This window comes from Streptosporangium sp. H16, from assembly GCF_051918855.1.
GTDB lineage: Bacteria > Actinomycetota > Actinomycetes > Streptosporangiales > Streptosporangiaceae > Streptosporangium.
In genome coordinates this window covers 163,327-185,561 of the sequence record NZ_JBPXMD010000020.1, presented here as the reverse complement: position 1 = coordinate 185,561, position 22,235 = coordinate 163,327, and the positions used below count along the sequence as shown (strand labels likewise).

Below are 22,235 nucleotides of genomic sequence, written 5' to 3'. Positions count from 1 at the left end.
TCACGGCCCATCCCCACCCGCTGACTGCCCTGACCGGCGAACAACATCGCCACCCTGCCACCACCGGCCGCGGCACCCGGCGTCGCCGTACCCTCGGCCAGGGCACGCAGACCCGCCACCAGCTCATCCCGATCCGCACCGACCACCACCGCGCGCTGCTCCAGCAGCGCACGGCCCGTCGCCAGCGTCCAGGCCACATCGGCCGAGCCCAGCTCCGGCCGCTCCTCCACCCACGACGCGAGCTGCCCGGCCTGCGCCCGCAGCGCCTCGGGAGTCTTGGCCGAGACCAGCCACGGCGTCACCGGCAGCTCGACAGCACCGGCCTCGACCTCGGCCTCCGCCGGACCCTGCTCGATGATCACATGCGCGTTCGTGCCGCTGACGCCGAAGGACGACACCGCGGCCCGGCGCGGACGGTCCTCCACATCCCACGAACGCGCCTCGGTCAGCAGCTCGACGGCACCGGCCGTCCAGTCCACGTGCGGCGACGGCGCGTCAACATGCAGCGTCTGCGGCAGCGTCCCGTGCCGCATCGCCATCACCATCTTGATCACACCGCCGACACCCGCGGCGGCCTGCGTGTGACCGATGTTCGACTTCAGCGACCCCAGCCACAGCGGCCGATCCTCCGGCCGCTCCTGACCGTAGGTGGCCAGAATGGCCTGCGCCTCGATCGGGTCGCCCAGCCTGGTACCCGTACCGTGCGCCTCGACCGCATCCACATCCGCGCTCGACAGGCCCGCGTTGGCCAGCGCCTGGCGGATCACCCGCTGCTGCGAAGGACCGTTCGGCGCCGTCAGCCCGTTGCTCGCGCCGTCCTGGTTGACCGCGCTGCCGCGGACCACGGCCAGCACCCGGTGACCGTTGCGGCGAGCGTCCGACAGCCGCTCGACCAGCAGCATGCCCACGCCCTCGGCCCAGCCGGTGCCGTCGGCCGACGCGGAGAACGCCTTGCACCGACCGTCCACCGACAGGCCACGCTGGCGGGAGAACTCCACGAAAGTCGCCGGAGTCGCCATCACGGTCGCCCCGCCGGCCAGCGCCAGGTCGCACTCGCCCGACCTCAGCGCCTGGACGGCCAGGTGCAGCGCCACCAGCGACGACGAGCACGCCGTGTCCACCGTGACCGCCGGACCCTCGAACCCGAACGTGTACGACACCCGGCCGGAGGCGATGCTGCCCGAGTTGCCGGTGCCCATCAGGCCTTCCAGCTCACTCGGCACGTCCGAGAGCTGGGGCGCGTAGTCGTGGTACATCACACCCGCGAAGACACCCGTACGGCTGCCGCGCAACCCCACCGGGTCCATGCCCGCCCGCTCGACCGCCTCCCACGACGCCTCCAGCAGCAACCGCTGCTGCGGATCCATCGCGAGCGCCTCACGCGGGCTGATCCCGAAGAACCCGGGGTCGAACTCGCCGGCGTCGTGCAGGAACCCGCCGGACCGCGAGTACGAGGTGCCCCGGTTGTCGGGGTCGGTGTCGTAGAGCCGCTCCAGATCCCAGCCGCGGTCGCCGGGGAACTCGCCGATCGCATCGGCACCGGCGTCCACCAGATCCCACAGACCCTCGGGCGAGGACACCCCACCGGGGAACCGGCAGGCCATCCCCACGATCGCGATCGGCTCGCGCGCCGCGTCGGTGAGAGAACGATTCTGCGCACGCAGCCGTTCCGTCTCCTTCAGCGAGGAACGCAGGGCCTCGATGAGCTTGGTGTCGTTCGCAGTCATGCTCGCCTCGTACTCTTCGCGCTATCGAAAGTGGGACTACGCGCTCGGGATGCTTTCGGTGATCGTCCGCATCACCGCTGGGGCGTGGGAGTTCAGGTAGAAGTGGCCGCCGCGGAAGACCTGCATGTCGAAGGCGCCGCTGGTGTGTTCCTTCCAGCGGATCGCCTCGTCCAGCGAGACATGGGGGTCGTTGTCACCGACCAACGCGATGACGGGCGCGTCGATCTTGATTCCGGGCTGGCATCGGTAGGTCATGATCGCCTTGTAGTCGCCGCGCAGCGAGGGCAGGATCATGCTCACGACCTCGGGGTCGTTCAGCATGCGCAGGTCGGTCCCGCCGAGTCGCCGCACCTCGGCCAGGAGCGCCTGGTCGCCCTCCTTGTGCACCGTCTCGTTGCGCGTGCAGGAGGGCGCGCGCCGGCCCGAGGCGAACAGCATCAGCGGTGAGATGCCATGTGTCAGCAGCCTCCTGGACACCTCGAACGCGACCACGGCGCCCATGCTGTGGCCGAAGAAGGCCATCGGCCGGTCGGCCAGCGGGATGATCTCCTCGACAAGCCGGTCCGCGAGCGTCGCGATGTCGTCGATGCACGGCTCGTGGCGGCGTTCCTGCCTGCCCGGATACTGGACGGCCAGCACGTCCAGCGAGGAGAGCTGTCTGGCGACGGGATGGAAATATGAGGCCGAGCCGCCCGCGTGCGGGAAACAGATCAGGCGGGTGGCGAGCGGCGGCGCGGCTTGGAACGACCGCAGCCACGTTCCGGTTTCGGTGATCATTTGTACTCCTTCTCCTGGTTCACCGGGAGGACCATGAATTCGGCGCCTCGAAGACTTCCGGCTCATTCCAGGAAGGGAGATGAGCGGAGGCGTCGCCGTCCTGAGGCCGGCTCGCGGAGGTGCGCGACAGGGCCGCCATCACCGCGGCCACCTCTTCCTGGTCGGGCTCACCGCGTACGAACCGGAAGATGACGTCGTCGTCGCCGGCCATCACATCGGCAGGTTTCCGTGCTTGCGGTACGGGACCTTCGCGTTCTTCGCGCGGAGCATGGCGAGCGACCGGGCCAGGACCGCCCTGGTCTCGGCCGGGTCGATCACGTCGTCCACCAGGCCGCGCTCCGCGGCGTAGTAGGCGTGCATGAGCTCCTGCCGGTACTCCTTGATCATCTCGGCGCGCATCATCTCGGGGTCGTCGGCCGCGGCGATCTCCTTGCGGAACACGACGTTCGCCGCGCCCTCGGCGCCCATGACGGCGATCTCGTTCGTCGGCCAGGCGAAGGACAGGTCCGCACCGATGGAACGGGAGTCCATCACGATGTAGGCCCCGCCGTACGCCTTGCGCAGGATGACCTGGATGCGGGGAACGGTGGCGTTGCAGTACGCGTACAGCAGCTTCGCCCCGTGCCTGATGATGCCGGCGTGCTCCTGGTCCTTGCCCGGCAGGAAGCCGGGCACGTCGACCAGGGTGACCAGCGGGATGCTGAACGCGTCGCAGAACTGGACGAATCTCGCCGCCTTCTCCGAGGCGTCGATGTCCAGCGCGCCGGCCAGCGAGGAGGGCTGGTTGGCCACGATTCCCACCACCTGGCCGTCGATCCTGGCCAGGGCGCAGATGACGTTGGTCGCCCACAGGGTGTGCACCTCGAAGAAGTCACCGAGATCGACGATCTCCCTGATGACCTCGCGGATGTCGTACGACCTGCTGAGCTCGACGGGCACGATGTCGAGGAGGGCGTCGCAGCGCCGGTCGGCCGGGTCGTCCGTCGGCAGGTCGGGCGGCGCCTCGCGGTTGTTGGCCGGCAGGAGGGACAGCAGGTAGCGGACCTCCTCGAGGCAGTCCACCTCGTTGTCGTAGACGAATCCGGCGGCCCCGGAGAGCGTTCCGTGCACCTGGGCGCCACCGAGCCCGTCGTGGCTGATCTTCTCGCCGGTCACGGCCTCGACCACGCTCGGGCCGGTGATGTACATCTGCGAGATGCCGTCGACCATGAAGGTGAAGTCGGTGAGCGCCGGCGAGTAGGTGGCGCCACCGGCGCACGGGCCGAGCATCACGCTGATCTGCGGGATGACCCCGGAGGCCCGTACGTTGCGCTGGAAGATCCCGCCGTAGCCGGCCAGGGCGGTGACGCCCTCCTGGATCCTGGCGCCGGCCCCGTCGCTGAGGCTGACGAGCGGCGCGCCCGTCGCCGCCGCGAGGTCCATCAGTTTGTGGATCTTCTGGGCGTGCGCCTCGCCGAGCGAGCCGCCGAAGATCCGGAAGTCGTGGGCGTAGGCGAAAACGGTGCGTCCGTGTACGGTGCCCCACCCGGTCACGACGCCATCGGTATACGGTCGCCTGTTCTCCATGCCGAAGCCGCTCGCCCGGTGCCTGCGCAGCTGCTCGATCTCGGTGAAGCTACCGGGGTCGAAGAGCAGTTCCAGCCGTTCGTCGACGGTGAGCTTGCCCTTGGCCCGCTGCTGCTCCGTGGCCGACTGAACATCACCGCCGCGTGCCTGATCCTTGAGCATTCCGAGTTCGGCGACCCTCTCCCGCTGCGAGAGAGGTGTTTCCAGGCCGCGTTCTGTGGTAAGAGTCACGTTGCGTATATCCTCTCGGCCGATAAGCAGGGATATTCGACAATGCGCCATTCATTTCGTGAACGGATGCCCCGCCTCATTCACGCCTCATTCCAGCCCATGAGACAGCGGCGTAGCTACCGGGGCTCGCCCCTAAAGATCGGGCCGGTATTCCCCTACGAAGTCCCCTACACCGGCCGGTGGGGTAAGGGGCCGGTGCCCGGCGGCGGGCGGCACGGGGTCCCGTGAGCGGGGTGAATCCCTGCCGCCGATCCGGTGCGACCGCGGGGCCGAACTCATCGCCGGCCGCGGCACCGGGTACGGCGCCACAGCCGTGATGCGCGGTCACCTGGGAGTTTCGCGCGGCGCCGTCCGCGACGACGCGTGCTCGGAAGAGGTCCCCGCCGGCTGCCCGCGCGGATGGAGGCGGATGGAAACCGGAGGCCACCGGGCTCGCGCCGCGCACGGCCCCGCCCGTTTAGTGGATCCTAGGGGTTACTCGGCTTCTCCGATCCGGCAAATAATGGTGCCGCTTGGCCGTATACGAGCGTGTGCTCCATGCGAGCCCTACAGCACGTTAGGAGAAACCGTTGGACTTTGGCCTTTTCTATTTCGCTGACGAGGCAAGGGCAGGAACCGATCAGTACCGGCTGTTGCTGGAAGGGGCCCGGTTCGCCGACACCCACGGTTTCTCCGCGGTGTGGACGCCGGAACGGCACTTCCATGAGTTCGGTGGCCGCTACCCCAACCCCGCCGTCACCGGCGCGGCCATCGCGGCCGTGACGGAGCACGTCGCGATCCGCGCCGGAAGCGTCGTGGCCCCGCTGCACCACCCGGCACGCATCGCCGAGGAATGGGCGGTCGTGGACAACCTGTCCGGCGGCCGCGCCGGCATCGCCTTCGCGACCGGCTGGCACCTGGACGACTTCGCGCTCCGGCCGGAGAACTACGGCAACCGCAGGCAGGTGACGACAGAAACGGTCGACACCGTGCGGCGCCTGTGGCGCCAGGAGTCGGTGGAGGTGAACGACGGCGCCGGCGAGCCGGTCAAGCTCCGGACCCATCCGGCCCCGATCCAGCCGGAACTGCCGACGTGGCTCACCAGCTCGGGCAACCCCGAGACGTTCCGCCAGGCGGGCGAGCTCGGCGTCGGCATCCTCACGCACCTGCTCGGCCAGAGCCTGGACGAGCTGGTGCACAAGGTCGCCGACTACCGCGAGCACTTCGCCAGGAACCACGGCGGCACCGGCCATGTCGTGCTGATGCTGCACACCTTCCTCGGCGAGGACCGGGCCCGCGTGCGCGAGGTGGTCCACCAGCCGTTCACCGACTACCTGCGCAGCTCGATCGGGCTGGTCATGAAGGCGGCCGAGGAGCTGGTTCCCGGCCTGGACCCGGAATCGATGGACTCCGAGGACATCGAGTTCCTCCTTGAGATCTCCTTCGACCGCTACTTCGACACCGGCGGCCTCTTCGGCACGGTCGACGACGGCATGGCCCTGCTGCACTCCCTCGAGAAGATCGGCGTCGACGAGATCGGCTGTCTCATCGACTTCGTCCCCGACACGGACACCGTGCTCGACAGCCTCAACCATCTCGACCGGCTCAAGCGGACGTGGGAAGCGCGGTGAGTGATGATCGATAGCCTGAGAATGCGGCGCGTGCTCGGTCGGTACCCGACCGGGGTGGTGGTGATCGCCGCGATGTCGGACGGCGAGCCGTGCGGTTTCACGGTCAACTCATTCACGTCGGTCTCCCTCGACCCGCCGATCGTGGCCTTCTGCGCCGCTCACACCTCGACCACGTGGCCGCGGATCAGGGCCGTGGGCGCCTTCACCATCAGCCTGCTGAGCGTCGAGCAGGCGGGGGTGTGCCGATCGTTCGCGACCAGGGGCGCCGACCGGTTCGCCGGCATCGGCTGGTCCACGAAGGAGAGCGGCCATCTGGCGATCGACGGCGCGCTGGCGTGGATCGACTGCGTCCTGGAGGCGAGCCACCTGGTGGGAGACCACGAGTTGATCCTCGCCAGGGTGACCTCACTGGCCACGAACGACGACGACGGGGAGCCGCTGGTCTTCCATCAGGGACAGCTGCACCGGGTGTGCGCCGACGCCCTGGCCACGCCCTGCCGGACCCTCCAGACGGTCTCGTGACCCCTGCCCCGCACAAAGCCCAGGCCCATATCCGGACCTGGGCTTTGTGCCGTGCGGCCCGCCCCTGCCCGCATCCTTGACACGATGAGCACCCCGCGGGCACCGGGGCTCGGGCAGGACGGCGCCGGATACGACGCGCGCTTCCTCCACGGCACGAGCGCGGCGCCGATCGCCTTCCCCGCGCGATGCTCCGGTCCCTCCTGGACGTCGGCGCGATCGCCTCGGCCACATCGATCCTGTACGGTCACGACCGGGGTCGGGCGACATTCTGAGCGGAACACGGAGGGCGGCCCATGGGCTGGGAACTACCCCTGGACGACATCGCGAACTACCTGCCGAACCTGTACACACCGGAAGATCTCCACGAGTTCTGGCAGAAGACTCTGGACGAGGCCGCCGACCACCCGTTGAACGTGACGGCGGAGCCGGTCGAGGACACCCCCCTGCGGTCCGTGGCCGTCTACGACGTCACCTTCGCGGGGTTCGGCGGCCAGCCGATCCGCGCGTGGTATCTCGTGCCGAAGGACGCCGACGGCACCCGGGCGACCGTCATCGAGTACATCGGCTACGGAGGCGGCCGCGGCCTCCCCCACGAGTGGCTCTACTGGTCCGCGGTCGGCCATCCGCACCTGGTCATGGACACCCGCGGTCAGGGCAGCGCCTGGCGTACGGGAGACACCCCCGACACGGGCACCTCGGGGAGTCCGCGCGTCCCGGGGTTCCTGACCGACGGGCTGCCGGACCGCGACTCCTACTACTACCGCCGTCTCTTCACCGACGCGGTCCGCGCGGTGGACGCGGCCGCGCTGCTTCCCTTCGCCGATCGGGAGCGGCTCGTGACGACCGGAACCAGCCAGGGTGGCGCGCTGGCACTCGCCGCCGCGGCCCTGCATCCGACGGTCGCGGGCACGATGCCCAACGTCCCGTTTCTCTGCGACATCCGGCGTTCCGCTCATCTCGCCACGCAGGGCCCCTACGCCGAGCTGGTGAAGTGGTGCCGCACCCATCGCGCCGAGGCCGGCGCCGCCCTGGCCATGACCGCGTACTTCGACCTCGCGGTCCTCGCGCCCCGTGCGAGCTGCCCGGCGCTGTTCAGCGTGGCGTTGCGTGACGAGACCTGTCCGCCTTCGGGGGGCTACGCGGCCTTCAACCACTACGGCGGCCGGAAAAAGATGATCGCCTACGAGTGGAACGACCACGAGGGAGGCGAGGCCTTCCTGCAGCGCGAGCAGGCCGAGTGGCTCTCACGGCTCTTCTGACCCCGAACCCCGCCGGGGGAAGGCGCGCGCGTTCCGTGATCCGGACCCGTGCGGGAACGGGAAGATCGCCGGCTGACGGGAAGATCTTGAAGTGCCGTGTCCGCCGGCACCGGCTTTCGACAGCCGGTCGCGGGGAGGGAACGCGTTTTCGAGCCGGCCGCGACGTACGATCGGTCAATGACCGAAATGACCGAAACCACGCCCGGCTGGCTCGCTCCCGAGGAACTGGAGTCGGCCCGCGCGCGGATGCCGATTCTCTACATCGACGCCGTACCGGTGCGGGTCGACGAGACGGGAGTGGTCACGCGTGTCGGCCTGCTGCTGCGCATCGGGGCGGACGGAGCGGTCAGCCGCGCCCTCGTCTCCGGCCGCGTGCTTCACCACGAGCGCGTCCGTGACGCGCTCATGCGCCACCTGGAGAAGGATCTCGGCCCGACGGCACTGCCCCGCGTCCCGGCCTCCCCGCAGCCGTTCACCATCGCCGAGTACTTCCCGACCCAGGGCATCACCCCCTACCACGACCCCCGGCAGCACGCGGTCTCCCTCGCCTACGTCGTCCCGGTCGCGGGTGACTGCCGTCCCCGGCAGGACGCCCTCGACCTCGTCTGGTTCACCCCCGAGGAGGCCTCGTCCCCGCTGGTGCAGCAGGAGATGCTCGGCGGGCAGGGCGTCCTGCTGAAGCAGGCCCTCGCCCACGTCGGTTGCCTTTCCTGACCCCTCGTCCCCGCGCCGGGTGACCATGCTCCGCGCGGGTGACCATACTTCGCGCGGGTGACCATGCTCCGCCGGGGGGCGTGACGGCTCCGCCCCCCGAAGGTCAGGGGACCCGGCATCGCGTGTCCTTCCCGCTTCTGGTCACCGGCCTGTGGTGACGCTCCTGTAGTGACGCTTGAGTTCGGCTCTAGCCGTTCGCGCGACGATGAGCCGGTTAAGCCGCGTCGGGAACGGGACGTCACGGACCGGGTCTCGCCCCCCGGCCCCGGATGCCCAAGGAGGAGTCGCCACGCCACCGTGACCGGTTCCGTGAGCCGCCGACGGATCCACGGCCTCATCCGGAGGCGGGGGCGTGCACGAGCAGGGGGCCGCGTCAAAATGGCGCCGAGGCCACTGCGGCGTCGTGAAACGGCCTCGCCTTCGAACCCCCGAACCCCCGAACCTCCGAACCTCTGGGCATCACGCGCGGCGGCGACGTGGTGACAGGCCCGCGAACGTGACACGAAACCAGAAGAGGTGCAGATGGCGACGGAGGCCTCAACCGCGTCCACGTCCGGAACCGAACCCCACCCTCGCAGGTGGCTCGCGCTGTTCATCGTCCTCACGGCCGTCTTCATGGACCAGCTCGACGTGACGATCGTCAACGTCGCGCTGCCGTACATCCAGCGGGACCTGAATACGGACTATTCGCTCGGTCAGTGGATCCTCGCCGGTTACGCCCTCACCTACGCGCTGTTCCTCGTCACCGGGGGGCGACTCGGGGACATCGCGGGACGCAGGAAGATCTTCCTCATCGGCATCGTCGGGTTCACCGTCGCGTCGGCGCTGGCCGGCCTGTCGCAGAGCGGCACGATGATGGTCGGCGCCCGGCTGCTCCAGGGGACGTTCGCCGCGCTCATGGTGCCTCAGGTGCTGTCGGTGATCCAGGCGATGTTCCCGCAGCGCGAGCGCATCAAGGCGATGGGGATGCTGGGCGTCGCCATCCCGGCCGCCGCCCTCACCGGCCCGTTCGTCGGTGCCCTGCTCACGGCGGGACCCGGCTGGCGCTGGATCTTCTGGGTGAACCTCCCGATCGGCCTGCTCGCCTTCGTGGGGACCCTGCGGGTGATGCCCGAGAGCAGGTCCGACCGCCCGCTCCGGCTCGACCTGCCGGGCGTCCTCCTGCTCGGGCTCGCGTCCATCATGCTCATGTACCCCCTGGTGCAGGGGCGCGAGATGGGCTGGCCCACCTGGGCCTTCGTGGTGATGGCCGCCTCGCTGCCGGTGTTCCTCCTCTTCGGCCTCCACCAGCGGCGGCACGAGAACGACTCCCCGCTCGTGCCCCCGGCGCTCTTCCGCAACCGCTCCTTCGTCGCCGGGTCCATCCTGATGACACTCGTCTTCTCCGGCATCATGTCCTACGTCCTCGTGCTGGTCTGGGGCTTCCAGATCATGCACGGCTGGACCCCGCTGCAGATGGCGCTGGCCGGTCTGGGCTGGACGATCGGCCTCGGCGTCACCGCGAACCTGGCGGTCAAGTTCGGTCCGCGCGTCGGCCGCAGGCTCATCGGGATCGGCCTGGCCGTCATGGGGACCGGAATATCCGCGCTGATCGTCGTCATCAGGCAGTACGGCTCCGCCACCACCACCTGGCAGGTGTTCGCGTGCCTGTTCGTGGCCGGCCTGGGCACCGGGCTGATGGTGCCCATCCTGGTGGACCTCGTCCTCGCCGGGGTCCCGGTCCGTGACGCGGGCGCCGGATCGGGGGTGGCGAACGCGACGATCCAGCTGGGCGGGGCCATCGGGGTCGCGATCATCGGCGCGCTGTTCTTCGGGCTGGCGGGAACGGGCCAGCCCACCCGGGCGGCCTGGATCGAGGCGTCCTGGCAGTCGCTCTTCTACAACGCCGGTGTGTTCTTCGTGGCGATCCTGCTCGTCCCGTTCCTGCCCCGGCACACCCGGAGTCACGGGGAGTAACGTCCCTCCTCCGCATCGTCGCGAAAGGGCGCCCACGTGCCCCTTCCCGGGTGATCCGCCGGCACGCGAGGAGAATGTTCCCATAAAGAGTTGCCATAACGGGAAAATCCCGCAAAGCTCGCAATTAATAGAATATGCGACTTCCGTTCTTACTCCCGGATGGCGGCCCAACAGTCGAACGTAGTGCGTCCGGTAATCCGCCTGTCGGGGCACGCAGGACTCATACGCGAAACGGCGAGCCCAAACATATAGATATGGATTGAGAAAATCGAATAGTTATTCGCGAATCAGCATTCCTGTTGAAGCGAGGGGCCTTCACCATGGAACAAGCGATACGGTTCGGAATCCTGGGACCGCTGGAGGTGTGGCGCGGCATTCAGCTGATCACCGTCAACGCCACGAAACAAAGAGTCATTCTCGCGACGCTTCTCCTGTCCGCGAACCAGGTCGTCCTCGCCGACGAACTGGTGGAACGGCTCTGGCAGGACCAGTTCCCGCGTGACGCGCGGGCGTCACTGCAGACGCACCTCGCACGGCTGCGCCGCGCTCTGGACGACGGCCACGAGGGCCGGAGCATGATCCGCACCAACCCCGGTGGCTACCTTATCGAGGTCACCACCGAGAACCTGGATCTCCTGCGCTACCGCAACCTGCTCAACAAGGCCTCCCGCGCCGAGAACGCCGGAGACCTGGTCAAGGAGGCCCGGCTGCTCCAGGAGGCACTCGCGCTGTGGCGGGGGAACGCGCTGGCCGACATCGCCTCCGACTCGCTGCTGCGCGACGAGGCGCCGCAGCTCACCGAGGAGTGGTTCAGGGCGCTCCACCGGCGTTTCGATGTCGAGCTCATGCTGGGCAACCACGCCGGGATCGTCGCGGACCTGCGAAGGCTCACGCTCAAGTACCCGATGCGCGAGCGGCTGTGCGGCCAGCTGATGATCGCGCTGTTCCGCTGCGGGCGGCAGGTCGAGGCGCTGAAGGCGTACGCCTCGGTCGCCTCCGTCCTGCGGAACGAGTACGGGCTCGACGTCGGGGACGAGCTGACCCGCATGCATCAGGCGGTGCTGGCCGGAGACCCTGCGCTGGAGGCCGAGTCCGGCCGTCACGACGCCGAGAAGACGTACGGAGGGCATCGGTCCTGGGCGACGTCCCGCCAGCTGCCGGTCGGGGTCGGCGACTTCGTGGGAAGGGCCGACGTCCTGGAGGAGATCGACGAATCCCTCCGGCGGAAGCAGCCGGGGGCGATGACGATCGTCGCCGTGACGGGACCGCCCGGGGTGGGCAAGAGCGCCACGGCGGTCCAGCTCGCGCACCGCGTGCGCGACCGCTTCCCCGACGGCCAGCTGTTCGCCCGGCTGGGCAGGAACGGGGAGCCGCGCGACCCCGCGGAGGTCCTGGCCGAGTTGCTGGAGGCCACCGGGATGAGCCGCTCCGCCATCCCGGAGGGGCGGGAACAGCTCGCGGCCGCGTTCCGCTCCCGGCTCGCCGACCGGCGCGTCCTGCTGGTCTTCGACGACGTGATCGACGCCGAGCAGGTGCAGCCCCTCCTTCCGGGCACGCCGGGCTGTGCCGTCGTCATCACCAGCCGGTACATGCTGCCAACTCTCGCCGGAGCCGTCTCGGCGCGCCTGGGCGGCCTCACGGAGCCGGAATCGATCACCATGCTGGAGCGCATGATCGGAGACGCGCGCATCCGGCGGGAGCCGAAGGCCGCGAGGCGGATCGCCGCCGCCTGCGGCCACCTGCCGCTGGCACTGAGGATCTCGGGGGCGAAGCTGAACATGCGGCCACTGGCGAGCCTCTCGTCGTTCGCCGACCGGCTGGAGGACCGGCGCCGCTGCCTGGACGAGCTGAGAGTCGGCGGTCTCGACGTCCGGCACAGCCTGAGGCAGAGCTACATCGCGCTCGACGCGCCCGCCCGCAGCGCGTTCCGCAGGCTCGGCCTACTGCCCGACGCCGAGGTCTCGCCGTGGACGATGGCGGCGCTCACCGGCAGCGACGAGCAGCTGACGGATCAGCTCATCGAGGCCAGCCTCCTGGAACCCTCCGGTCTCAACGCGATGGACGACCCGACCTACCGCCTGCACCCCCTCTCCACCCACTACGCGGCGGAACTCGCCACGCAGGACCCTCTCCCGTCTGTCGTCGCGGCCCTGCGCCGCTACGTCGACACCCTGCTGGTCCTCGCCGTACAGGCCTCGCGGCAGCTGCCCCGCGCCGTCGGCCAGCTGCCGTACGAACACGAACGCGCGCCCGGTGTCCTCCTCTCGGCGCACGACGCGACCCGCGTGGAGGCCCGGCCGTGGAAGTGGCTCGCCACCGAGCGCGACCGGCTGTTCTCCGCGATCGCGTGGTGCTGCCGGCAGGGCTGGCACGAGCAGGCCGCGCGGCTGTACGAGATCGTCGTCCTGCTCGCCAGGCACAGCGACGAGTGGACGGCGCTGATCCGGCTCTCCCACGCGGTGCGCGACGCCTGCTGGGCCAACGGCGACCAGCGGACCGGCTGGCGGGCCGAACACGGCAGCGCCATGCTCCTGCTCAGGCAGGGCAAGGTGGGCGAGGCGCGGGAACTGCTCACCCGGTGCGTGAACGCCTTCAAAGAGCTCGAGGCGTGGCGGGAGCTCCCGTACAGCCTGGCCATGCTCGCCCACACGTACGCCGCGCAACAGGCGGCCGACAAGGCGCTGGAGCTCGCCGAGGACGCTCACGAGCTGGCCCGGTCCTCCTCCGACCCGCACGCCGAAATTCTCACCCTCGGGGTCACCGCCGACATCATGCTCGCCACGGAACGCGAGGCGGAGGCGAAGAGCACCCTCGACAGGGTGCTGGTGCGCTCCCGCGAGCTTCAGGAGACCCGCTTCGAGGCGGTGACGCTGAACGCGATCGGCCGGTACCACCTCCGCGACGGCGACCTGCGGTCGGCGGCCCTCCTGGCCGAGAAGGCCCGGACGCTCGCGGGGGTCGGCGACCGTTACGGCAGGGCGCGTCCCCTGGCGCTGCTCAGCGCGGTCGCCCTGGCGCAGGAACGCCTCGGGGAGGCGATGCGGCTCGCCGAGGACAGCCGGAGCATCTTCGCCCGCCTCGGAGACGCGCGCGGGGAGGCCGAGCTCGCCTGCGTGGTGGGGGAGATCCACCTCGCGGCCGGGCGCGCCGACGACGCCGTCGACCTGCTCGTGCCGAGCCTGAACCGGCTCAACGAGCTGGGCGCGTACCGGGAGTGGGAGAGCGGGGCCCGCGTCCTCGCCAAGGCCCGCGCCACACTCGGCGACAACCAGACGTGGCGCCGGCTCTCCGGCTGGGCGGACACCATGTCGGTGCTGCCGAGCCGGATCAGCGGGTACAACGGCGTACCCTGACCAGGGCCCCGATGCGCCCGAAGCGGTTCTCCACCGGTCGCCGCGGGATCTCCCGGCGATCTCCGCAGATCTCCGCAGGTCCCCGGCCGGAAGGACACCGGGCTGGAAAGCGGGACGGCGGGACAACGGGCCGGGCGCGCGTGGGGCCCGCGACCCGCGTCACGGACCGTCGCCGCCGACGGCCGATGCCACGGATCACGGGCCCCATCCGGTACCGCGAACCCTCCCCGCCGCTCGTCAGGGAAGCTTGTCGGCGACCAGGACCCGGAACGCCAGGCCCGGCACGTCGTACCTCCGGCCGCCGGTGAAGCCCGCCGCGGCCAGCATGCGATCGTAGGCGGCGATCGAGTGCACCTCGCCCTCGAACGTCCAGGACAGCATGAGGATCGAGAACAGGTGCGGAGCCGGGTCCTCGGCCGGGCCCTCGTCTCCCAGGGTGAAGCCCACCAGCACGATCTTGCCGTCCGGCTTGACCGCGGGGGCCAGCCTGTTGAGCAGCTCACCGGCCCGTTCCTCGGAGAAGTGGTGCAGGACGTTGGTGACGAGGACGATGTCGTAGGGGCCGCCGAGGGGTACCTCGAACATGTCGCCGGGCAGCCGGTGCAGCCGGTCGAGGACCCCCATCCGCTCCGCGTGCTGCTCGGTCAGCGGCAGCACGTTGGGCCAGTCGAGCGCCCAGACCTGCGCCTGCGGGTTGTGTTGCGCCAGGGTCAGCCCGTACATCCCGTGGCCGCACGCCACGTCCAGCACGTCCAGCTTCTCCCGCCCTTCCGCCCACGGCTTCAGGGCCTCCGCCGCCACCTCGGCCGTGGGGCGGGCCACCACCACCGCGTAGGCCGCGAAGTCCTCCCAGTACCCGTATCCGGGGGTCTCCGCGTGCTCCTCCATGACCGTCCCGCCGTGCCGCACGGCCTCGTCCAGCCTCTTGAGCGCGTCCCACTCCCAGTCGCTGGCCATGATCCGCACCATGTCCCCGAGGTAGCCGGGGCTCTTGTTCACCAGGAACTCCTCCGCCCCCGCGGGCAGCTCGAACCGGCCCGCCTTCTCCTCCACGAGTCCCACCGCGGCGAGGGCGTTCAGCAGGATCCGCATGCCGCGGGGATTGCTGCCGAGACGGCCCGCCGCCGTCTCGGCGTCCACCGGCCCCTCCGCCAAACAGTCGAACACGCCCATGGACACGCCCGTCCGCAGGAGGCTCGTCGTCTTGTACGCCTGCATCATGCCGAGCAGCGATTCGCGGCTGATCGTTCTCTTGTTCATGGTTGATGCCCCTCCCTGCCGAAACGGTGACAGTGGTCTCACTGGTTTGTGTGCGTGATCGGGCTCTCGTCGCCCCGGTGTCACCTCGCTGTCACAACGCCTGCCGGGGGACCACTCCCACCCCGGCCTCCCACCGGTAGAACTCCCGCGCCATCGCGTCACGCGGCGAGCGCCAGGTCGGGGGGTCGTACGGCTCGATGAACCGCGTCAGGTTCTCGCTCAGGCGGAGGAACTCCGGGTGCTGCCGTATCTGGCCCATCGTGTGCTGCGCGTTCTCCCGCACCTCCATGAGCTGGAAATACAGGTCGTGGAAGGAGAACAGGCTGCGACTGACGGCGCCCCCCAACTCGGGAAGCTCGGTGCGGTCCGATTCGGCGAACAACCGTGCGACATCCGTCTCCGAGGACGGCCGCATTCGTGCGACGACCAGGATTCGTTCCATTCGGGTTCTCCTTGGCGTAACGGTCGGCGTGCGGACCGGGCGCATCGAGGATGATCTCTGCTGTAGTGTGCGCGCCCCTGCTCGTGGACGGCTCGAAGCCGGTTCAAGCGGCCGTGACGCGCACGCCGGACCCCTGCCGGGCTCCGGTGGACGCCGAGCGAGGACGACGAGTGCCGCGGACGGTCCCACCCGCGCACCGTCCGCGATCACGAGAGGCCACGCGGGTGTCCACACCGGCTCACGACCGCAGGGCGGCCTCGCCCCGCGACACGAACAACCAAGCGCGTCCGCACCGGCTCACGGCCGTCGCCACCGTCGCGCGGCACGCCCGCCCGACCGGCCGAACTCGACCGTCCTTCGACCCCGGCTCTAGCCCCACGGCTGAGCATTCTGAGAGTCGACACTCCTGGAGAGACCCATGACCGCGCCTTCCGGCACCTCGAAGCCACACGTCCGGCCACGCTGGTTCACGACCCTGTTCCTGACCGACATGTGGGAACGGTTCAGCTTCTTCGGCATGCAGGCCATCCTGATCCTGTTCGCCGTGGCGCCCACGAGCCAGGGCGGGCTGGGACTGTCACAACCCACCGCGGTCGCACTGTACGGCGCGTACGTCGGGCTCCTCTTCGTCCTGTCCATGCCGGGCGGCTGGCTCGGCGACCGGGTCCTGGGCGAGCAGCGGGCGACGCTCTACGGCGGGATCGTCATCGCCCTCGGCCACTACATGATGCTCCTGCCGACACAGGCGACCGCCTATCTCGGGCTCGTGATGATCGCCGCCGGCACCGGCCTGTTGAAACCGAACATGCTCGCGCTGCTCGGCCGCTTCTACGGCCCGGACGAGAGCGCGAAGCGCGAGGCCGCCCTCGCCATCTTCTACGTCGGCATCCAGGTCAGCGCGCTCCTGGCGCCGCTGGTCACCGGATTCCTCGGCGAGCGGGTGGACTGGCACATCGGGTTCGGCGCCGCGGGCCTCGGCATGACGTTCGGGGTCATTCAGTACGCCGTGGGCGTTCGCAGGTTCGGCGACACCGGCCGCAGGGCCGCGCATCCCGCGAACGCCGGGGAGCTCCGTACCGTGGCCAGGAGGGTCGGCGTCGTCGCGGCGGTCCTCGGCGTGCTCCTCACCGTCGACGTCCTGGCGGGCACCTTCACGATCATGCACGTGATCGCCCTCGTCGGCATCGTCACCCTGGTCTCGCCGTTCGTGTACTTCTCGGCGCTGACCCGGCGGACCCGGCTCAGCCGCGCCGAGCGCCGGCGGCTGTCCGCGTTCCGCTGGGTGCTGCTCGCCGCGGCCCTGTTCTGGATGTTCGTGATCCAGGCGGGCTCGACGCTCAGCCTGTTCGCCCAGCGGCACACCTCGCGCACGGTGGGCGACTTCCTGATCCCCGCGAGCTGGTTCCAGTCGGCGATCCCCTTCTTCATCCTCGTCACCGCTCCGCTCTTCGCGTGGTTATGGCTGCGCGGCGGCGGCAGCACCGGGGTGGCCGTCAAGATCAGTGTGGGACACGGGCTCGTGGGCGTCGGCTTCGTCGTGATGAGCCTCTCGGCGGCGGTCGCGGCTGAGGGCGGCCGGGTGTCTCCGCTGTGGCTGCTGTTCGTCCTGTTCACCCTGGCCTGTGGCGAGGTGATCCTCGGCCCGACGGCGCTCAGCGCGGCCGTTGACCTCGCCCCCGCCGCGTTCACCGGCCGGACGATGGCCCTCTACTGGATGTTCGCGGGAGTCGGCGGAGGGCTCGGCAGCCTGCTGGGACGCCTGGCCTCGGGGGAACCCGGTCCCTTCTACTATCTCGGCCTCGCCCTGCTGGCTCTGGTCACCGCGGCGGGATTCGCCCTCGCCCGCAGGCGCCTGGCCGAGGCCATTGCTCCGTCCGCGCGGGAACCGGTGCCGCCCTCCCGCCCGAGCGAGGTCCCGAGCGCTTGATAACACGGGGAATTCCAGTCGCTCATTCTCTGAAAGGGGCGAAAGAGAGGCGACAGCGACGCGTCAGAAGCGTCAACTAAAAAGAACATACGGGGTCGGTCACTGACTCGGGCACACGCACCAACGGGAAAGTCCACAGTCATCACCGAGAGGAACGGGTGGACGTATGCGCTTCCAGCTACTTGGCACTCTAGAGATCCAGGACGGGCCGCGGCGGATTACGCCAAGCGCGCCGAAGCAACGCAGCGTGCTCGCGTTGCTGCTCTCCTCCGCCAACGAGGTCACTCCGACAGAGGTGTTGATGGGGGAACTCTGGGAGGGACGTCCGCCGACGAGCGCGCAGACGACCCTGCAGACCTACGTCTACCAACTTCGGAAACTGCTCTCCCAGGGCACCGGCCCCGAGGACTCCCCGAGGCTCGTCACCAAGCACGGGGGCTACCTGCTCACCATCGCGCGCGACGCCCTCGACGCCATCGAGTTCGAGGGATTGGTCGACGTCGCCCGCGAGAGCCTGCACGCGGGCGACGTCGAGCGCGCGTCGAAGGCGGTCCGCCACGCGCTCGACCTGTGGCACGGGCCGGCGCTCGCCGACGTGGTCACCGGACCACGCCTGGACATCTACCGGACCCGGCTGGAGGAGCTCCGCGTCCATGCCATCAAGCTCAAGATCGAGACACAGATGAAGATGGGGCAGCACCACGAGCTGATCGGCGAGCTCAAAGAGCTCACCACCGTCTACGCGCTCGACGAGTGGTTCCACCTGCAGCTCATGGAGGCGCTCTCGCGCGCCGGCCGCCGCCACGAGGCGCTGGAGGTCTACCACCGCCTGCGGTATCTCCTGCGCGAGGAACTCGGCCTGGAACCCGGCTTCGAGATGCAGGAGCTCCAGCAGGCCGTACTGGCAACCAGCGCCCCGAGGAGCGCGCGGCCGAGGCACGTCGCGCGCACGGCCATCCGGCCATGAGCCGTCCGCGTGGTCGGCACCGGTCCGAGGTCGTCACCCGGTCGGCGCCGGCCCGCGGTCGTCGGCCGGCGCCCGTCAGCGCCGGCACCTCGTCAGCGCCGGCACCTCGTCAGCACCGGCCCGCAACCGGCGGCAGCACACGTTCGGCAGCGGCCCGTAGCCGGCGGCAGCACACCGCCGGCACCGGCCCGCGGCCGTTCGCACGGCCGGCAACGGCGGCCGACGGCGATGACGAACCGGACCGAGAGGAACCGGACCGCTCACGGCTGGAGAAGCGGGCTCCTCACGGCCGGAGAGAGATCATCTCGTCCACCAGCGACGTGTGGTGCTTCGCCTCGCGGAACAGCGGATGAGCCAGCACCTCCTGGAGGAACCCGATCGTGGTGAACATCCCCCGCCCCGTGACGACGAACTCGCTCAGCGCGCGTTCCATCCGGATGATCGCCTGCTCCCGATCGGGCGCCCAGACGATGACCTTCGCCAGCAGCGAGTCGTAGTCGGCGCTCACCGAGACACCGTTGGCACCGTGTGTGTCGACCCTGGTGAACGGCCCGCCCGGCGGGACGAACTCCTCGACGCGTCCCGGCGTCGGGAGGAATCCGCGCGCGGGGTCCTCGGTGTTCACCCGGCACTCTATGGACACCCCGCGCGGGACGACGCCCTCCCCGGCAAAAGAGATCGGCCGGCCCGAGGCGATCAGGAGCTGCTCCCTGACCAGGTCGATCCCGGTGACCATCTCGGTCACCGGATGTTCCACCTGGATCCGGCAATTGGCCTCGATGAAGAAGAAACCGCCCTCGGCGTCCACCAGGAACTCGAACGTACCGGCCCCCACGTAGCCCGCGGCGCGGGCGCAGGCGACGGCGGCCTCCCCGATGCGCGCGGTGAGCTCCGCCGGGATCCCGGGCGCCGGCGACTCCTCGATCAGCTTCTGCCTGCGCCGCTGGACGGAGCAGTCGCGCTCCCCGAGGCTCACGACGTTGCCGTGCAGGTCGGCGAGCACCTGGACCTCGACGTGCCGCGCGGTGTCGACGTACTTCTCGACGAAGACCCGCCCGTCCCCGAACACCGCCTGGGCGCTCGCCCGGGTCTCGGCGAAGGCCTTCGCGAAGTCGCGGGGGTCGCGGACCACCGCCATGCCGCGCCCGCCGCCGCCCGCCGCCGCCTTGATGATGACGGGATAGCCGATCTCGCCGGCGACGTCCTTGGCCGCCTGCCCGCTGGAGAGCGTGCCGGCGCTCCCCGGCAGGACGGGCAGCCCGGCTCCGGTGGCGAGCTTGCGCGCCTGCGTCTTGTCCCCCAGGGAGGCGATGACCGGCGGCGGCGGGCCGATGAAGGTCATCCCCTCCGCCTCGCACATCTCCGCGAAGTCGGCGTCCTCGGAGAGGAATCCGTAGCCGGGATGGACCGCTTCCACCCCGGCGCTCAGCGCCGCCTCGATGATCGCCGGCGGGTAGAGGTAGCTCCGCTTCGCCGCGGCCGGTCCGATCTGCACCAGCTGGTCGGCCAGGCGCAGCGCGGGTGAGCCGCGATCGGCCGTCGAGTAGACCATGACCGTGCGTATGCCCAGCTCACGGCAGGCACGGGCGATCCGCAGCGCGATCTCGCCCCGGTTGGCGATGAGAACCGACGAGATCGTGGAGCCCCCTGACGAACCCCCAGGCGCGTTCACGGCGCATCGAGGGGGGCGATGGCGAACAGCGGCTGGCCGTACTCGACGGGTGTGCCGTCGAGCACCAGGATCTCCACGACGCGGCCGGGCAGGTCGGCCTCGATCGGATTCATCAGCTTCATCGCCTCCACGATCCCGATCTGCTGTCCCTTCTCGACCGTGTCGCCCACGCCGACGAAGGGTGGCGCCCCCGGTTCCGGCGCCTGGTAGAACGTCCCCACGGTCGGCGCGCAGACATGGTGCGCGTCGTCGATCCCGGGCACGGCCCACGCGGGCTGCAACGCGGCGGGAAGGACGGCCACGGGACCGTCCGCGACGGCGACCACGGCCTCCGGCCACTCCAGCTCGACACTCGAGTCACCCGCCTGCAACCGGACCCGCCGCACCCCGCTGCCGCCGGACCGGCTCGCGCCGATGAGTTCGACGGCGCACCGGCAGAGCTCACCGATCAGCGCGTGCGAGGTGGCTTCTGACGTCTTTTCCACGGCGCTTCCTTCACTCATCAGCGTTCCCCGTCTATCGCGGTGCCGAGCCGAACAGGCGGAACCGCCGGCGTCGCTCCGCGACCAGCTTCTTCGGATCGTGAACGGCCAGTTCCCCGAATGCCTCCGCGACCGCCGCGCCCAGGAGCTGCGCGCTCCTCGCGGGGTCCGTGTGGGCGCCCTCTCCCGGCTCGGGGATCACCCCGTCGACGACCCCGTGCCCGAGCAGCTCCCGGGCGTCCAGCCGCAGCGCGTCGGCCGCCCGGGGAGCGTCGGCGCCGTTCTTCCACAGGATGGACGCGCAGCCCTCGGGGCTGATCACCGAGTACACCGCGTTGGAGAGGGTCAGCACGCGGTTGGCGACACCGAGCGCCAGCGCCCCTCCGCTGCCGCCCTCGCCGGTGACGACGGCCACGACCGGCACGGGCAGCGACGACATCAGGCGGAGGTTCTCCGCGATCGCCCAGGCCTGGCCGTTCTCCTCCGCCTCGATGCCCGGGTAGGCGCCCGGCGTGTCGATGAGCGTCAGCACCGGACAGCCGAGCTTGGCGGCGAGCCGCATCAGCCGGGCCGCCTTGCGGTAGCCGGAGGGGGTCGGCATGCCGAAGTTGCGCTCGACCCGCTCGCGGGTGTCGCGCCCCTTCTGGTGGCCGACGAGGACGATTGGCCTGCCGTCGAGCCGCCCGATCCCGCCGACGATGGCCGGGCAGTCGCCGCCCAGACGGTCGCCGTGCAGCTCCACGAACTCCTCCAGCATGTAGCCGGCGTAGTCGAGCGTGGTGGGACGGCCCAGGTGCCGGGCGAGCTGGACCGCCGTCCAGCCGTTCCTGGCCGGCAGTTCCTCCGGCCGGAGGATCAGCTCAGACGGCCGCGACTCCGGCGTGCCCGCCGCTCCGGACACGGCCCCGGACACAGAACCGGAGCCGGACACGGAACCGGAGCCAGTGCCCGATACCGACCCGGTGCCGGATTCCGGGCTCCCGAGGGCGCAGAGCCTGGCCAGCGTCGAGCGCAGCGCGCTCCGCGGCCGGACCCCGTCGATGAGCCCCTTGGCACGCAGGAACTCAGCGGTCTGGAAGCCCTCGGGGAGGTCCTGGCCGATGGTCTGCTTGATCACGCGGGGTCCGGCGAACCCGATGTGGGCGCCGGGCTCGGCGAGGATGACGTCGGGCAGGGTCGCGAAGGACGCGGCCACCCCGCCGTACGTCGGGTCGGTGACCACGCCCACCGTCAGGATCCCGGCCTCGTCCAGCTCGGCCAGGGCCTGGCTGGTCTTGGCCATCTGCATGAGCGACAGCGCGCCCTCCTGCATCCGCGCGCCTCCCGACGCCGTCACCAGCAGGAACGGTACGCGTTCCGCCAGCGCGACCTCGGCTGCGGCGACGATGCGCTCCCCGACGCCGGTGCCCAGACTGCCGCCCATGAAGCGGAAGTCCATGACGACCGCGACGGCCGGGTGTCCCTCGATCGTCCCGCGGACGCAGACGACGGCCTCGTCCAGCCCCGTCTTCAGGCGCGTCTCGCGCAGCCGGTCGACGTAGGGCCTGTCGTCCGCGAACCCCAGGGGGTCGTCCACGGTCGGCGGGGCCTCGATCGGCTCGGTGGATCCCTCGTCGAAGAGCTGCTCGATCCGCTGCCCGGCGCCGACCCTGGTGTGCAGCCCGCAGCCGGGGCACACCCCGAGCTCCCGCGCGAACCGCTTGCCGTACACCATCTCCGCGCACCGCGAGCAGCGGACCCACTCAATGCCCCGCACCGCCGGCGGGGAGA

17 protein-coding genes are annotated in these 22,235 nt (G+C 70.2%); 8 read left to right on the top strand and 9 right to left on the bottom strand.

The window, feature by feature from the left end; all coding sequences use genetic code 11:
* The 4 genes from ACTOQ2_RS29565 to ACTOQ2_RS29550 all read right to left on the bottom strand — a co-directional run.
* The coding region (locus ACTOQ2_RS29565; protein WP_440103963.1) for a type I polyketide synthase at positions 1-1,727 on the bottom strand (1,727 nt) is incomplete at its 3' end.
* Positions 1,728-1,763: 36 nt separating this feature from the next.
* Positions 1,764-2,504 carry a thioesterase II family protein gene (locus ACTOQ2_RS29560; RefSeq protein WP_440071274.1) on the bottom strand — a complete coding sequence of 247 codons (741 nt, stop codon included), beginning with the start codon at positions 2,502-2,504 and terminating at the stop codon, positions 1,764-1,766.
* A 19-nt stretch (positions 2,505-2,523) separates the two neighbouring features.
* The gene (locus ACTOQ2_RS29555; RefSeq protein ID WP_440103961.1) at positions 2,524-2,715 is read right to left on the bottom strand and encodes an acyl-CoA carboxylase subunit epsilon; all 192 of its coding nucleotides are present in this window, start codon (positions 2,713-2,715) and stop codon (positions 2,524-2,526) included.
* A complete protein-coding gene (locus ACTOQ2_RS29550) occupies positions 2,715-4,232 on the bottom strand; it encodes an acyl-CoA carboxylase subunit beta (protein WP_440103972.1) in 1,518 nt (505 codons plus the stop codon). The genes ACTOQ2_RS29555 and ACTOQ2_RS29550 overlap by 1 nt, the downstream gene beginning before the upstream one ends.
* 638 nt (positions 4,233-4,870) lie before the next feature.
* Here ACTOQ2_RS29550 and ACTOQ2_RS29545 point away from each other — a divergent pair.
* The 6 genes from ACTOQ2_RS29545 to ACTOQ2_RS29520 all read left to right on the top strand — a co-directional run bounded on the left by ACTOQ2_RS29545 (position 4,871) and on the right by ACTOQ2_RS29520 (position 13,715).
* Positions 4,871-5,911 (top strand): LLM class flavin-dependent oxidoreductase, encoded by a 1,041-nt coding sequence (locus tag ACTOQ2_RS29545; RefSeq protein WP_362695061.1) that lies wholly within the window; start codon positions 4,871-4,873, stop codon positions 5,909-5,911.
* A gap of 21 nt (positions 5,912-5,932) precedes the next feature.
* Complete coding sequence (locus ACTOQ2_RS29540) at positions 5,933-6,433, top strand: flavin reductase family protein (protein ID WP_440071403.1); 501 nt, start codon at positions 5,933-5,935, stop codon at positions 6,431-6,433.
* Positions 6,434-6,726: 293 nt separating this feature from the next.
* Complete coding sequence (locus tag ACTOQ2_RS29535) at positions 6,727-7,692, top strand: acetylxylan esterase (protein WP_440103960.1); 966 nt, start codon at positions 6,727-6,729, stop codon at positions 7,690-7,692.
* Positions 7,693-7,869: 177 nt separating this feature from the next.
* Positions 7,870-8,406 carry an NUDIX hydrolase family protein gene (locus tag ACTOQ2_RS29530; RefSeq protein ID WP_440071278.1) on the top strand — a complete coding sequence of 179 codons (537 nt, stop codon included), beginning with the start codon at positions 7,870-7,872 and terminating at the stop codon, positions 8,404-8,406.
* Positions 8,407-8,928: 522 nt separating this feature from the next.
* Complete coding sequence (locus ACTOQ2_RS29525; protein WP_440103958.1) at positions 8,929-10,362, top strand: MFS transporter; 1,434 nt, start codon at positions 8,929-8,931, stop codon at positions 10,360-10,362.
* A gap of 320 nt (positions 10,363-10,682) precedes the next feature.
* Positions 10,683-13,715 (top strand): BTAD domain-containing putative transcriptional regulator, encoded by a 3,033-nt coding sequence (locus ACTOQ2_RS29520; RefSeq protein WP_440103956.1) that lies wholly within the window; start codon positions 10,683-10,685, stop codon positions 13,713-13,715.
* A gap of 237 nt (positions 13,716-13,952) precedes the next feature.
* Here ACTOQ2_RS29520 and ACTOQ2_RS29515 read toward each other — a convergent pair whose 3' ends face one another.
* Complete coding sequence (locus ACTOQ2_RS29515; RefSeq protein ID WP_440103954.1) at positions 13,953-14,975, bottom strand: methyltransferase; 1,023 nt, start codon at positions 14,973-14,975, stop codon at positions 13,953-13,955.
* Between the two features lie 91 nt (positions 14,976-15,066).
* Entirely contained in the window at positions 15,067-15,417 is a 351-nt protein-coding gene (locus tag ACTOQ2_RS29510) for a TcmI family type II polyketide cyclase (protein ID WP_440103953.1), read from the bottom strand.
* A 418-nt stretch (positions 15,418-15,835) separates the two neighbouring features.
* Here ACTOQ2_RS29510 and ACTOQ2_RS29505 point away from each other — a divergent pair, with 418 nt between their 5' ends.
* The gene (locus ACTOQ2_RS29505) at positions 15,836-17,344 is read left to right on the top strand and encodes a peptide MFS transporter (protein ID WP_440103951.1); all 1,509 of its coding nucleotides are present in this window, start codon (positions 15,836-15,838) and stop codon (positions 17,342-17,344) included.
* 166 nt (positions 17,345-17,510) lie between these two features.
* Entirely contained in the window at positions 17,511-18,311 is an 801-nt protein-coding gene (locus ACTOQ2_RS29500) for an AfsR/SARP family transcriptional regulator (RefSeq protein ID WP_440103949.1), read from the top strand.
* A gap of 283 nt (positions 18,312-18,594) precedes the next feature.
* Here the strand turns inward: ACTOQ2_RS29500 and ACTOQ2_RS29495 are convergent, their stop codons facing one another.
* Genes ACTOQ2_RS29495 through ACTOQ2_RS29485 form a run of 3 tightly spaced genes read right to left on the bottom strand, consistent with a single transcriptional unit; the run spans position 18,595 to position 22,221 of the window.
* Positions 18,595-19,983 (bottom strand): acetyl-CoA carboxylase biotin carboxylase subunit, encoded by a 1,389-nt coding sequence (locus tag ACTOQ2_RS29495; RefSeq protein WP_440103947.1) that lies wholly within the window; start codon positions 19,981-19,983, stop codon positions 18,595-18,597.
* On the bottom strand, positions 19,980-20,468 hold the full coding sequence (gene accB / locus ACTOQ2_RS29490) for an acetyl-CoA carboxylase biotin carboxyl carrier protein (protein WP_440103945.1): 489 nt from the start codon (positions 20,466-20,468) through the stop codon (positions 19,980-19,982). The genes ACTOQ2_RS29495 and accB overlap by 4 nt, the downstream gene beginning before the upstream one ends.
* A gap of 31 nt (positions 20,469-20,499) precedes the next feature.
* On the bottom strand, positions 20,500-22,221 hold the full coding sequence (locus ACTOQ2_RS29485; protein ID WP_440103943.1) for an acetyl-CoA carboxylase carboxyltransferase subunit alpha: 1,722 nt from the start codon (positions 22,219-22,221) through the stop codon (positions 20,500-20,502).
* Positions 22,222-22,235: the final 14 nt, after the last annotated feature.

Bases quoted from the DNA above. Each gene is read 5' to 3' on its own strand.
- ACTOQ2_RS29560 (WP_440071274.1), bottom strand. From the start codon at position 2,504: ATGATCACCGAAACCGGAACGTGGCTGCGGTCGTTCCAAGCCGCGCCG.
- ACTOQ2_RS29555 (WP_440103961.1), bottom strand. From the start codon at position 2,715: ATGGCCGGCGACGACGACGTCATCTTCCGGTTCGTACGCGGTGAGCCC.
- ACTOQ2_RS29550 (WP_440103972.1), bottom strand. From the start codon at position 4,232: ATGCTCAAGGATCAGGCACGCGGCGGTGATGTTCAGTCGGCCACGGAG.
- ACTOQ2_RS29540 (WP_440071403.1), top strand. From the start codon at position 5,933: ATGCGGCGCGTGCTCGGTCGGTACCCGACCGGGGTGGTGGTGATCGCC.
- ACTOQ2_RS29535 (WP_440103960.1), top strand. From the start codon at position 6,727: ATGGGCTGGGAACTACCCCTGGACGACATCGCGAACTACCTGCCGAAC.
- ACTOQ2_RS29530 (WP_440071278.1), top strand. From the start codon at position 7,870: ATGACCGAAATGACCGAAACCACGCCCGGCTGGCTCGCTCCCGAGGAA.
- ACTOQ2_RS29525 (WP_440103958.1), top strand. From the start codon at position 8,929: ATGGCGACGGAGGCCTCAACCGCGTCCACGTCCGGAACCGAACCCCAC.
- ACTOQ2_RS29520 (WP_440103956.1), top strand. From the start codon at position 10,683: ATGGAACAAGCGATACGGTTCGGAATCCTGGGACCGCTGGAGGTGTGG.
- ACTOQ2_RS29515 (WP_440103954.1), bottom strand. From the start codon at position 14,975: ATGAACAAGAGAACGATCAGCCGCGAATCGCTGCTCGGCATGATGCAG.
- ACTOQ2_RS29510 (WP_440103953.1), bottom strand. From the start codon at position 15,417: ATGGAACGAATCCTGGTCGTCGCACGAATGCGGCCGTCCTCGGAGACG.
- ACTOQ2_RS29505 (WP_440103951.1), top strand. From the start codon at position 15,836: ATGACCGCGCCTTCCGGCACCTCGAAGCCACACGTCCGGCCACGCTGG.
- ACTOQ2_RS29500 (WP_440103949.1), top strand. From the start codon at position 17,511: ATGCGCTTCCAGCTACTTGGCACTCTAGAGATCCAGGACGGGCCGCGG.